Origin of the sequence: Streptomyces sp. NPDC052079, assembly GCF_040680275.1 — a bacterium.
Taxonomy (GTDB): Bacteria; Actinomycetota; Actinomycetes; order Streptomycetales; family Streptomycetaceae; genus Streptomyces.
Genome location: NZ_JBFAWL010000013.1, coordinates 82,496 through 94,726 on the forward strand (window position 1 = coordinate 82,496; position 12,231 = coordinate 94,726).

The following is a 12,231-nucleotide window of genomic DNA, read 5'->3' on the forward strand; positions in this document are numbered from 1 at the left end:
GGGGCCGCGCCATCACAAGGACGTTTTTTGATCAGAGTTGCGCGGAAGCGTGCTAGGACGGTCGTCGACACTCACGAGGTGTCCAGCCGCCCTCCCCCAGAGGGGTCCGTACTCCGAGCTACAGGAGGTCCTTGTGCACCACCGCCGTGTGCCACGCCTGTCCGCCGTCGCCGCCGGGCTGACCGCCTGGGCCGTCCTCGGGCTCGTGGGCTGCGACTCGGGCTCGGACGACTCCAAGTCGGCCGCCCGGAGCGGTCCTTCGGTCATCGCTCCCGGGGGACCCGGGGAGGCCAACCGGACCCTGTCGGCCGAGGAGGCCTCGCGGCAGCGGGCGGAGGACGACTCCCCCAACTCCGCCGACGTGACGTACGCGCGGATGATGATCGAGCATCACGCGCAGGCGCTGGAAATGACCGAACTCGTACCCGACCGCGCCGAATCGCCGAAGGTCGTCAAGCTGGCCGAGCGCATCGCCGCCGCCCAGCAGCCGGAGATCAAGGCGATGAAGGGCTGGCTGAAGAGCCACGGCAAGGCGGAGCGGGACCAGGGGCACGGGCACGACCACGCGACGATGCCCGGCATGGCCACGCAGGCCCAGCTCAAGCAGCTGCGCGCGGCCGACGGCAAGGCCTTCGACCAACTGTTCCTCACCCTGATGATCACTCACCACCAGGGGGCGATCACGATGGCCACCGAGGTGAAGGGGCAGGGCAACAACATCGTCGTCGAGGAGATGGCGGACGACGTGGTGGCCCAGCAGACGAGTGAGATCAGCCGGATGCGGGACCTCATGTGACGGCGCGCCGGTCCGGCGGCGGCTCAGCGGCGGGCGTGTCTCGGGGACAGCAGACCCGCGTCGCGCGTCCGTCCGATGAGACGGAGCGCACCGCGCCTGCTGTACCCGGTCTCGGCCATCACCGCCAGCACCGGATCGGTCCCCCGCTCCTGGGCCGCGCGGTACACCCGCGCGGCGAGCCGCCGCTCCTCCGTGCCCCGCGGCCGGGCGGAGCCGTCACGGTGCGCACCCGTACCGGCGTCGTCCCCGGGGTCCGGCCCGGCCTCGGCACCGCAGGCGCGGGCCAGCGGGCCCTCGATCCAGTCGGCCAGCACCGCCAGGTCCTCGAGGGCGAGCGCGGGCCGGGCCTGTACGTCCTCGACGCAGACCCACCCCTCGCACACCATCGCGAGCGCGTCGATCCGGGCCCCGTCGCCGAAGTCCAGCCGCACATGGAGCCAGCGGGTCGCCCGCTCCCCCTCCCGTACTTCCCACGCGGGCCACACGGACACCGCACCCTCCGCCGGAGAGCGATCGGAAAGATGAAGAAAAGATGCCTCGAGCACACACGCAACGTAACCGTGTGATCAGTTTCCCTCCGTAGGAACACGCTCCCCGTCCGGGGGACGGCACCCTGTCAGCGGAGTGCGGACGGTGCCATGCTGGGAGACATGCAGCGATCTCCTGTCGATCCCCAGGGGTGAGGAGTTCCGCCGTGCTGCGTGTCGCCGTGATCGGTTCCGGGCCGAGCGGGTGCTACACCGCCCAGAGCCTGGTCCAGCAGGACCCCGATGTCCGGGTCGACGTCCTGGACCGGCTGCCGTGCCCGTACGGCCTGGTCCGCTACGGCGTGGCGCCGGACCACGAGAAGATCAAGTCCCTGCAGAACAACCTGCGCGCGGTGCTGGAGCACGAGCGGGTCCGTTTCCTCGGCGGGGTGCCGGTCGGGCCGGGCGGCGTGCCGGTCGCGCGGCTGCGGGAGCTGTACCACGCGGTGGTGTACTGCGTGGGGGCCGCCACGGACCGGCGGCTGGGCATCCCGGGTGAGGATCTGCCGGGCAGCTGGTCGGCGACCGAGTTCGTCGCCTGGTACAGCGCGCATCCGGACACGGTCCAGGACGGCTTCCTGCGCGGAGTGCGGTCGGCGGTGGTCATCGGCGTCGGGAACGTCGCCGTGGACGTGACGCGCATGCTGGCCCGGGGCGTGACGGAACTGGCCCCGACCGACATGCCGCACGCGGCCCTGACCGCTCTCGCGGCGAGCGGGGTGAGGCTCGTTCACATGGTGGGCCGGCGGGGTCCGTCCCAGGCCCGGTTCACCACGAAGGAGCTGCGCGAGCTGGGGACGCTGCCGGACACGGCGGTCGCCGTGGATCCGGACGAGTCCGCGCTGGATCCCGCGTACACGGACCCGTCCGCGCTGCCCGCACCCCAGCGCCGCAACGTCGAGGTGCTGCGCGGCTGGGCCGGAGGGCCGGCGGAGCCGGACGCCCGGCGTCTGATCCGTCTGCGCTTCTTCCTCCGCCCGGTCGAGCTGATCGCCCGCGGGGGCAGGGTGGGCGCGGTGCGCTTCGAACGGACGGCGCCGGACGGACACGGCGGGATCACGGGCACCGGGCGGTTCGAGGAGATCGAGGCGCAACTGGTGCTGCGGTCGGTGGGGTATCGCGGGGTGCCGCTGGAAGGACTGCCGTTCGACCCCGCGCGAGGCACGGTGCCGCACCTCGCCGGGCGGGTGCTGCGCGGGGGCGCCGTCGCTCCGGGCGAGTATGTGGCGGGCTGGATCAAGCGGGGCCCGACGGGCGTCATCGGCTCGAACCGGTCCTGCGCCAAGGAGACGGTGACGTCCCTGCTGCGTGACGCGCCCCTCCTCAGGGCCCGCGACCTGCCCGGCGACCCCCTGACGGCGCTGCGGGCCGAGGGAATCGAGCCGGTCGACTGGCACGGCTGGCAGGCCATCGAGCGAGCCGAGGCGCACCTGGGCGCGTCCCTGGGCCGGAGCACAGTGAAACTGCCCGACTGGGAGAACCTGCTCGCAGCGGCACGGGGAGCCGAGGCGTAGCTCCGCCGGCGGCTGGGCGATCTGTCGGCGGTGGAGGGCAAGGGCGCGCCGCGGAGGGTTCGGGCACGGTGGCCCGGCCGGTCCGTGGTCGTCGTGGTCGCCAGGGAGGGGCATACGACGCGCCGGGTCGGTCGCGACGGGGCCCAGCGGGCGGGTGAGGAGAACACACCGAGCTGTTCGACGCCGGTGGGAGCTTCCAGCTTGCCGTCGTCGACCCGGCCCCGGACCGCACCGGGAGACGGTGCCGCCGCCGGCGAGCGTGTCCGTACGGGGACCGATGATCACACACGCCCGAACACGGGCCGGGAGAGTCCGGCGGTTCGGGAGCCACCGACCGGCGGTCTGTGCATCTGGCGTGATGTGAGCCGACCGGCGACGGTCCGGACGGCCGGCCCCGTGGACGCCGTACCGGCCGGTGATCGCGGCGTGGCGGTCAGGCCTCGGTTCGGCGGTTGGCCTGGTGGGTGGCAGCCGTGAGGAGGGTGTCGAGCAGGCCGGGGAACAGGGTCTCCAGGTCGTCGCGGCGCAACGCGTTCATCTTGGCGGTGCCCTCGTAGATCTGCCTGATCACGCCGCTCTCGCGGAGCACCCGGAAGTGGTGCGTGCTGGTGGACTTGGTGACCGGCACGTCGAAGTGCGAGCAGGCCAGCGCGACGCCCTCGGCGGCGAGCTCGCGGACGATCCCCAGACGTACGGGGTCGGAGAGCGCGTGCAGCACGCCCTCCAGCCGGATCTCCTCGCACGTGGGATGCGGCAGATCACGGCTGCTGGGGACGGGCGCGGCGGTCGTCACGGCGGCGGCTCCACATTCGTTCGGGAGGAACCCTCATTGTACGAGAAGCATCGTAGTTTGACACCCGGCGTACTACGATGAGTATCGTACGAGCCGCACCCCTTCCCGACCCTGCCGAATGGAGCCCCACGTGAGCACGCTGTTCGAGCCCTACACCCTGCGCGCCGTGACGATCCCCAACCGCGTGTGGATGCCGCCCATGTGCCAGTACTCGGCCGCACCCGAGGGGCCCGAGGCCGGCGTGCCCGGCGACTGGCACTTCGCGCACTACGCGGCCCGGGCTGCCGGCGGCACCGGCCTGATCGTCGTCGAGGCCACCGCCGTATCACCGGAGGGCCGCATCTCGCCGTACGACCTCGGGATCTGGAACGACACCCAGACCGAGGCCTTCCGCCGCATCACCGGGTTCCTCACCGCGCAGGGCACCGTCCCCGCCATCCAGCTCGCGCACGCCGGGCGCAAGGCGTCGACCGACCGTCCCTGGAAGGGCGGCGCACCGGTCGGGCCGCAGGCCCACGGCTGGCAGCCGGTCGCCCCGAGTCCGCGCGCCTTCGCCGAGGGACACCCGGTGCCCGACGAGCTGACCGTGGACCAGATCCAGGAGATCGTCGCCCGGTTCCGCGCCGCCGCCCGCCGCGCGCTCGCCGCCGGGTTCGAGATCGCCGAGATCCACGGTGCCCACGGCTATCTGATCAACGAGTTTCTCTCCCCGTACTCCAACCATCGCACCGACGCCTACGGCGGCTCGTACGAGAACCGGACGCGTTTCGCGCTCGAAGTGGTCGACGCCGTGCGCGAGGAGTGGCCGGACGACAAGCCGCTGTTCTTCCGCATCTCGGCCACGGACTGGGTGGAGGAGTCCGGCTGGACTGCCGACGACACCGTCCGCTTCGCCTCCGAACTGCACGCCCACGGCATCGACCTGCTCGACGTCTCCACGGGCGGCAACGCCTCCGACGCCCGCATCCCGACCGGGCCCGGCTACCAGGTTCCGTTCGCCGCGCGGGTGCGCAGCGAGACGCCGATGCCCGTCGCCGCCGTCGGTCTGATCACCGAAGTCGAGCAGGCGGAGAAGATCCTGGCCAACGGCGAGGCGGACGCGGTGCTTCTCGGCCGCGAGCTGCTCCGCAACCCCTCGTGGGCCCGGCACGCCGCACGCGAGCTGGGCGGCACGGTCCATGTGCCGGACCAGTACCACCGTTCCGTCTGAGACGCCCGCCCTCCCCGCGGTCAGGCACCGCCCACGCGCGAGCGCACCTCCCCCGTCAGCTCCCGCCGGTAACCGGCGTACGCGGCCCGCAGCGCCTCGCCCGGCCAGTCGGCGGGCAGCAGGACGGCAGGCAGCACCGGGTCGGCGAGCAGATGGCGCACGACGGCCGCGAACGCGGTCAGCCGGTCGGCGGGCCGGTCGGCGCGGTCGATGTGGCCGAGAAGCGCCCGCGCCGTACCGGCCCAGGCGTCCAGCGGCCACAGGTTCGCGGCGAGCTCGCCGGCGGGCCGGGCGGGGCGGGCCGTGCAGCGCTCGGCCACCTCGTCGAGACCGGCGGGCAGACGGCGCTCCAGGTTGGCGGGACGCAGCCACACGCCCTCGCGGAGCTCGGCCAGCCGGAGTGCGGCGAGCCGGGTGCGCAGGTCGGCCCGTTCCGCGGGGCCCCGGCCCGTCGCGGTGATCACCACCAGCTCCCAGTCGCCGTCCCACGCGCGCGTGCGCGGCCGCAGGGACTCGTCCTGGCGGCGCTGACGGTCCAGCAGCCGGTCGCTGAGGCGGTAGCCGGCGTCCGTGCGCCGCAGATCACCGGCGGCGACCATCCGGCTGAGCGCCGCGCGGAGCGTGGACCCGCCGATGCCGAAGCCCTGCACCAGCTGCCCGAGTTCCTTCGCCGAAAGCTCCGGCGGGTGGATGCCGAGCAGCAGACTCAGCACGACCGACCGCGCGGAGAGCGGACGCAGCAGGGGTTCTTCCGATGCCGCCGGTTCGTTCCTCCGCATGGGGCCGTACTCTACGTCGCCGATCATGTTGCATGATTGCTGCGGTCGCAGAAATAGTGCAACACTCGGGCATGGACACCACACTCGCGGACCAGCGGCAGCAGAACGGTGGCACCCCTGACGCCGGCCACCACCTCACGTACGACGTCACGCACGACGTCACCAATCAGCCTCCGCCCCTGACCCCCTACGACGCCTCCGACGACACCGCCCTGCTGGAGGGCCTGCGGCGGGAGGGCGCCGGCTGGGCCGAGGAGGATCTGCGGCGGCTCGGCCGACTGGCCGGCAGCGCGCAGGTGCAGGAATGGAGTGAACAGGCCAACCGCCACGAGCCCGAGCTGCGCACCCACGACCGCTATGGGCACCGGATCGACGAGGTGGAGTTCCACCCGAGCTGGCACCACCTGATGCGTACTGCCGTCGCCGAGGGTCTGGCCGGCGCGCCCTGGGCGGACGACCGGCCCGGCGCGCACGTCGCGCGCACCGCGGGCGGGCTGGTGTGGGGGCACACGGACGCGGGACACGGCTGCCCGACGTCCATGACGTACGCGGCGGTGCCCGCCCTGCGCCGCCAGCCTGACCTGGCGGCGGTGTACGAGCCGCTGCTGACCAGCCGTGAGTACGAGCCGGGCCTGAGCGTGCCGGCCGGCAAGCGCGGGCTGCTGGCGGGCATGGGGATGACCGAGAAGCAGGGCGGTTCCGACGTCCGGACCAACACCACCACGGCGGCACCGACCGCCGAGCCCGGTGTCTACACCCTGCGCGGGCACAAGTGGTTCACCTCGGCGCCGATGTGCGACGTGTTCCTGGTGCTGGCGCAGGCCCCGGACGGGCTGTCGTGCTTCCTGGTGCCGCGCGTCCTGCCCGACGGCACCCGCAACACGTTCCGCATCCAGCGGCTGAAGGAGAAGCTGGGCAACCGCTCCAACGCCTCGTCCGAGCCCGAGTTCGACGGCACGGTCGCCTGGCTGGTCGGCCCGGAGGGTCAGGGTGTGAAGACCATCATCGAGATGGTCAACTGCACCCGGCTGGACTGCGTGATGATGTCGGCGGCGCTGATGCGCAAGACCCTCGTGGAGGCGGGCCACCATGTGCGCCACCGCAGCGCGTTCGGGGCGCGGCTGGTGGACCAGCCGCTGATGCGCAACGTTCTGGCCGATCTGGCGCTGGAGTCCGAGGCCGCCACGGCCCTCACCCTGCGGCTGGCCGGGGCGGCGGACCGCGCGGTGCGCGGGGACGCCGGGGAGGCCGCCTTCCGCCGGATCGCGACGGCGGCGGGGAAGTACTGGGTCACCAAGCGCGGCCCGGCCTTCACCGCCGAGGCCCTGGAGTGCCTGGGCGGCAACGGCTACGTCGAGGAGTCGGGGATGCCCCGGCACTACCGCGAGGCCCCGCTGCTGTCGATCTGGGAGGGCTCGGGGAACGTCAACGCCCTCGACGTACTGCGCGCACTCGGCCGGGAACCGGCCACCGCGCAGGCGCTCTTCGACGAACTCGCCCTGACGCGCGGAGCGGACGCCCGGCTGGACGCGGCGGTGGCCGGGCTGAAGGACCAGCTGGCGCAGGGGTCGCAGGCGAACGCTCGGCGGCTGGTGGAGCGGATCGCGCTGACACTTCAGGGCTCCCTCCTCGTACGGCACGCCCCGTCCGCGGTCGCCGACGCCTTCTGCGCGACCCGGCTGGGCGGCGACTGGGGGCACGCCTTCGGCACGCTGCCCTCGACGGCCGGAGTGGACGCGATCGTCGAGCGCGCGCTGCCGGGCGGCGCCTGACACGTCATCAAGCCACCGTGCGCACAGTTCGCGCACCGTCGCGCCTGCTCCCTGCTGCCCGCGCTGACGGCGCTCGGCGACGCCGGAGCGGCACCGGTGGCCGTACGGATGAACGGCATGCCGGGGGAACTCCGGCTGCGGGACGTGCCGGAGGCGTCCGCGCTGCGTCTTCTCGCCGCGGCGGACCTGCGTGCTCTTCTGCCCAGTGCGAGCGTTTTGGCGGCGGCGGAGGCCCTGTGGGCGGTGGAGGGGGACCCGGAAGCGGTCCTGCCCGTCCTGCTCGCCGCGCTGGAGGACCCCAGGGGCCGTGCCCGCAGGGCGGCGGCCGAGGCGCTGGGGCGGCTGGGCCCGGCGGGCCGGCCCGGGCTGCCCGGGCTGCGGTGGCTCACCCGGTCCGCGGACCGGTGGGAGCAGACGTCCGCCGCGCAGGCCCTGTGGCGGGTCGCCGGAGAGCCAGCGACCGCGGTGGAGGTACTGAGCGCGGCCTGGCCCCAGAACCCGCACACCCGCCATCCGACCACCGCACTGACGGTGCGGGTTGGCCCGGCGGGCCGGGCCGGCCTGCCCGCGCTGCGGCGACTCACCCGGGCCGCGGACCTGTGGGAACGGACATCCGCCGCACAGGCCCTGTGGCGGGTCGCAGGAGAACCGGAGACCGGGGTGGAGGTACTGAGCGCGGCCTGGGCCGAGAACCCGCACACCCGCCATCCGACCGCCGCACTGACGGTGCGGCTGGGCCCGGCGGGGACGCCCCTGCACGGCCTGCTGCGGATGTGCCGGCAGGCGCTTGCTCACGCGCAGGCGCAGGCGCCGCCGCACTGCGCCGACCTGCGGTGCAGGGCGATCCGGAGGTGACTGTCAGTGGTGGGGTGCACACTGACCCGTGTCTGGAATCAGGACGTCGAGGACGACGTCGCGGAGGTGATCGGCATGACCGAGGTACTGCTCGCCGTGGGCACCCGCAAGGGTCTGTTCATCGGGCGCCGGCGGGGTGGCGCCTGGGAGTTCGACGAAAGTCCCTATTTCAACGCGCAGGCCGTGTACTCGGTCGCGATCGACACCCGTGGGACGAGCCCCCGGCTGCTCGCCGGCGGTGACAGTGCGCACTGGGGTCCCTCGGTGTTCCACTCCGACGACCTCGGCCGCAGCTGGACCGAACCGGCTCGGCCGGCCGTCAAGTTCCCCCAGGACACGGGGGCTTCGCTGGAGCGGGTCTGGCAGCTGCACCCGGCCGCGGCCGAACCCGATGTGGTGTACGCGGGTACCGAGCCGGCCGCGCTCTACCGGTCGGAGGACCGCGGAGAGTCGTTCGAGCTGGTCCGGCCGCTGTGGGAGCACCCCACCCGTGCGAAGTGGGTGCCGGGCGGCGGCGGTGAGGGTCTGCACACCGTGCTCACCGACGAGCGCGACGCCCGGGCGGTGACGGTGGCCGTCTCCACGGCGGGCGTGTTCCGCACCCTGGACGGCGGCGCGAGCTGGGCCCCGTCCAACTCCGGGGTGTCCGCGGTGTTTCTGCCGGACCCGAACCCGGAGTTCGGGCAGTGCGTGCACAAGGTCGCCCGCGACGCGGCGGACCCGGACCGGCTGTACTTGCAGAACCACTGGGGGGTGTACCGCAGCGACGACGCGGGCGGGCGCTGGACGGACATCGGCGAGGGGCTGCCGTCGACGTTCGGCTTCGCGGTGGTGGCCCATCCCCACCGCGGTGACACCGCCTATGTGTTCCCCATCAACGCCGACTCCGACCGGGTGCCGGCCGGTCGGCGCTGCCGGGTCTTCCGGACGGCGGACGCCGGCAGAAGCTGGGAGCCGCTCGCGGCGGGGCTGCCGCAGGACGATCACTACGGCACGGTGCTGCGCGACGCGATGTGCCACGACGGCGAGGACCCGGCCGGGATCTACATCGGCAACCGCAACGGCGAGGTGTACGCGTCGGACGACGACGGCGACCATTGGCGGCAGTTGGCGGCACATCTGCCGGATGTGCTGTGCGTGCGCGCCGCGGTCGTCGGATGAACCGGAGGACGATCCCGCCGGGTCCCGGCCTCTGGTTGATCTCCACCGCCGTCGCGGCAGTAGGGTGACGCCCGTGGCACCACGACCCTTGAACGAAATCGTCGAAGCAGGCTGGGCCAAGGCCCTGGAACCGGTGGCCGGACGGGTCTCCGCGATGGGGGACTTCCTGCGCGCGGAGATCGCCGCGGGGCGCACCTACCTCCCGGCCGGAGCGAACGTCCTGCGGGCCTTCCAGCAGCCGTTCGACGAGGTACGCGTCCTGATCGTCGGTCAGGACCCGTACCCGACGCCGGGGCACGCGGTGGGGCTGTCGTTCTCCGTCGCGCCCGAGGTGCGGCCGCTGCCCGGCAGCCTCATCAACATCTTCCGGGAGCTGAACACCGACCTTGGCCTGCCCCAGCCGTCGAACGGCGATCTCACGCCGTGGACGGAGCAGGGGGTGCTGCTGCTCAACAGGGCGCTGACGACGGCCCCGCGCAAGCCGGGCGCCCACCGCGGCAAGGGCTGGGAGGAGGTCACCGAGCAGGCGATACGAGCGCTGGCCGGGCGCGGCAAACCGCTCGTCTCCATTCTGTGGGGGCGTGACGCCCGCAACTGCCGTCCGCTGCTGGGGAATCTGCCCGCGGTCGAGTCGGCGCATCCCTCCCCCATGTCCGCCGACCGCGGGTTCTTCGGCTCGCGCCCGTTCAGCCGGGCCAACGACCTGCTGATCCGTCAGGGCGGCCAGCCGGTGGACTGGCGCCTGCCGTGACCGGCACCGGCTTCCTCGCCGTGGACTCCGGAGGCTCCGGTCTGCGGGTCGTCGTCGGGGCCGGCGGACGCGGTCCGCTGGCCCGGGCCGCGTCCAAGGAGCCGGTGCCCACCGGGAGCCGGGGCATCGACCCGGGGTACTTCCTGGAACAACTGGTGCCGATGGCACGCGCGTTGTGCTCCGAGGCGGGGGTCGGCCGGCTGGACACGGCCGTCGTCGGCGCGGCCGGGCTGGCCAGTCTGGGGGACGCGCTGCGCGCGGAGCTGCCGGGCGCGCTCTCCCGGGAACTGGGTGTGCGGCGGCTGGCGTTGGCCGCCGACGCCGTCACCGCCTATGTGGGTGCCCTCGGGCCCCGGCCCGGAGCGGTGATCGCCGCAGGCACCGGCCTCATCGCGATCGGCACCGATCTGACGGGCTGGCGCCGGGCGGACGGCTGGGGTCATCTGCTCGGCGACTGCGGCGGCGGCGCCTGGATCGGACGGGCGGGTCTGGAGGCGGCGCTGCGCGCCCATGACGGGCGCCAGGGCGGCTCCGCCCGGCTGCTGGAGAGCGCGGAGCAGATGTTCGGGCCGGTGACCGGGCTGCCGGGCCTGGTGTATCCCCGCAGCGACCGGCCGGCCGTGCTCGCCTCGTTCGCGCCGCGGGTCGGCGAGTGCGCGGCCGGCGGCGACCCTGTCGCCGTGGACATCCTGCGCGCGGCGGCCCAGCACATGGCCGACTCGGCGGCGGCGGTCTGTCCGGCCGAGGGCGAGCCGGCGGTCGCTCTCACCGGCGGCCTGTTCGGGATGGGGACCACGCTGCTGGGTCTCGTGGACGAGGAGCTGGCGAAGCGGCTGCCGTCGGCGCGGCGGATCACGGCAGAGGGGGATCCGCTGCACGGGGCGGTGCGCATGGCGGAGGCTCTCACCACCGACTCCTTCACTCTCCCGCGTGCGGAAAAGCTACTGAGCGTGACGAGCACGACCGGTGAGAACGCCACCCGCGCAACCGACACCCGTACGTAACTCTCCAGACAAAACCGGACGGATACCGCTCACCTGCCCCCTCCCCGAACAGGGGAGCCCAGGAAGCCACTAACATGCCGCAACATGAGCACCCCCACTGGGCCCGCGTCCGGCCTGCCAGTACGAATGCCGCGCCCCCGCCAGCCCGGACGGCACCGCCGTCCCGAACCCCTGGTGGCTCCCGAGGACGCGCCCGCGCTCGTCCTCGCCGTGCCTGGTACGCCCAGTAGTGCCACCCGCTCGCTCGCCGACGAGGTCATCAGCATCGCCCGTTCCGAGCTGCCCGGTCTGGACGCCCGGATCGGCTATCTGGACGGCGACGACGAGTTTCCCTCGCTGACGTCCGTCCTCGCGCACGCGGCCGAGGAGCGCACCGCCCGCTTCGAGCAGGCCCGTGCCGCCGGCATGGACATCAAGGAGTCCGACGGCCCCGTCGCCGTCGTCGTACCCCTGCTCGCCGGCCCGGACAGCTCGCTGCTGCGCCAGGTGCGCCAGGCCGTGATGGACAGTCGGGTCGCCGCCGAGCTGACCGATGTGCTGGGCCCGCACCCGCTGCTCGCGGAGGGGCTGCACGTCCGGCTGTCGGAGGCGGGGCTGGCCCGCGCCGACCGTGCCCGGCTGTTCACCGTGGCGACCGCCGCGGACGGCATCATCCTCGCTTCCGTGGGCGGCGACGAGGCGGTGCAGGCGGCCGGGATCACCGGCATGCTGCTCGCCGCGCGCCTCGCCGTGCCGGTGATGGCGGCCGCTCTGGACCAGGAGGGTTCCATCGCCTCCGTGGCCGAGCAGCTGCGCGGCTCCGGTTCGCAGCAGCTGGCGCTGGCGCCGTATCTGATCGGCCCGGAGATCGACGCGAGCCTGATCGAGGAGGCCGCGAAGGAGGCGGGCTGCTCCGCCGCCGAGGCGCTCGGCCCGTACCCGGCGATCGGCAAGCTGGCGCTGGCCAAGTACACGACCGCGCTGGGCATCGCCCCGCAGCAGGCGCAGAGCACCCCGGCCCACTGAGGCGACGGGTCCACGCAGGACGCCGAAAGAGCCCGCTCCGGAATTCCGGGGCGGGCCCTTTCGG

Annotated in this window: 12 protein-coding genes; 9 read left to right on the top strand and 3 right to left on the bottom strand. The window is 73.4% G+C overall.

Annotated elements, in window-relative coordinates; all coding sequences use genetic code 11:
- Window positions 1–133: 133 nt before the first annotated feature.
- Window positions 134–796: a DUF305 domain-containing protein gene (locus AB0L56_RS20025; protein WP_365424962.1), complete on the top strand. Its 663-nt coding sequence runs from the start codon at window positions 134–136 to the stop codon at window positions 794–796.
- A 23-nt stretch (window positions 797–819) separates the two neighbouring features.
- Here the strand turns inward: AB0L56_RS20025 and AB0L56_RS20030 are convergent, their stop codons facing one another.
- Window positions 820–1,287, bottom strand: a complete 468-nt coding sequence (locus AB0L56_RS20030; protein WP_361023708.1) for a DUF6214 family protein — start codon at window positions 1,285–1,287, stop codon at window positions 820–822.
- A gap of 203 nt (window positions 1,288–1,490) precedes the next feature.
- On the opposite strand from AB0L56_RS20030, the gene AB0L56_RS20035 reads away from it, so the two are divergent.
- Window positions 1,491–2,837 carry an FAD-dependent oxidoreductase gene (locus AB0L56_RS20035; protein WP_365424964.1) on the top strand — a complete coding sequence of 449 codons (1,347 nt, stop codon included), beginning with the start codon at window positions 1,491–1,493 and terminating at the stop codon, window positions 2,835–2,837.
- Between the two features lie 433 nt (window positions 2,838–3,270).
- Here the strand turns inward: AB0L56_RS20035 and AB0L56_RS20040 are convergent, their stop codons facing one another.
- Window positions 3,271–3,630: a helix-turn-helix transcriptional regulator gene (locus AB0L56_RS20040; protein WP_361023712.1), complete on the bottom strand. Its 360-nt coding sequence runs from the start codon at window positions 3,628–3,630 to the stop codon at window positions 3,271–3,273.
- 130 nt (window positions 3,631–3,760) lie between these two features.
- On the opposite strand from AB0L56_RS20040, the gene AB0L56_RS20045 reads away from it, so the two are divergent.
- Window positions 3,761–4,840, top strand: a complete 1,080-nt coding sequence (locus AB0L56_RS20045) for an NADH:flavin oxidoreductase/NADH oxidase (RefSeq protein WP_365424967.1) — start codon at window positions 3,761–3,763, stop codon at window positions 4,838–4,840.
- Window positions 4,841–4,860: 20 nt separating this feature from the next.
- Here the strand turns inward: AB0L56_RS20045 and AB0L56_RS20050 are convergent, their stop codons facing one another.
- Window positions 4,861–5,619, bottom strand: coding sequence for a PaaX family transcriptional regulator C-terminal domain-containing protein (locus AB0L56_RS20050; protein WP_365424969.1), 759 nt, complete (start codon window positions 5,617–5,619; stop codon window positions 4,861–4,863).
- A 71-nt stretch (window positions 5,620–5,690) separates the two neighbouring features.
- Between AB0L56_RS20050 and AB0L56_RS20055 the strand changes: the two genes are divergently transcribed.
- From AB0L56_RS20055 to AB0L56_RS20080, 6 genes are all read left to right on the top strand, one after another.
- A complete protein-coding gene (locus tag AB0L56_RS20055) occupies window positions 5,691–7,391 on the top strand; it encodes a DNA alkylation response protein (RefSeq protein WP_365424971.1) in 1,701 nt (566 codons plus the stop codon).
- Between the two features lie 96 nt (window positions 7,392–7,487).
- Window positions 7,488–8,246, top strand: a complete 759-nt coding sequence (locus AB0L56_RS20060) for a HEAT repeat domain-containing protein (RefSeq protein ID WP_365424973.1) — start codon at window positions 7,488–7,490, stop codon at window positions 8,244–8,246.
- A gap of 6 nt (window positions 8,247–8,252) precedes the next feature.
- Entirely contained in the window at window positions 8,253–9,407 is a 1,155-nt protein-coding gene (locus AB0L56_RS20065) for an exo-alpha-sialidase (protein ID WP_365424975.1), read from the top strand.
- A 73-nt stretch (window positions 9,408–9,480) separates the two neighbouring features.
- A complete protein-coding gene (locus AB0L56_RS20070) occupies window positions 9,481–10,158 on the top strand; it encodes a uracil-DNA glycosylase (RefSeq protein WP_361023732.1) in 678 nt (225 codons plus the stop codon).
- The gene (locus AB0L56_RS20075) at window positions 10,155–11,162 is read left to right on the top strand and encodes a BadF/BadG/BcrA/BcrD ATPase family protein (RefSeq protein ID WP_361023735.1); all 1,008 of its coding nucleotides are present in this window, start codon (window positions 10,155–10,157) and stop codon (window positions 11,160–11,162) included. The genes AB0L56_RS20070 and AB0L56_RS20075 overlap by 4 nt, the downstream gene beginning before the upstream one ends.
- Window positions 11,163–11,246: 84 nt before the next feature.
- A complete protein-coding gene (locus AB0L56_RS20080; RefSeq protein ID WP_365424978.1) occupies window positions 11,247–12,167 on the top strand; it encodes a hypothetical protein in 921 nt (306 codons plus the stop codon).
- Window positions 12,168–12,231 lie beyond the last annotated feature (64 nt).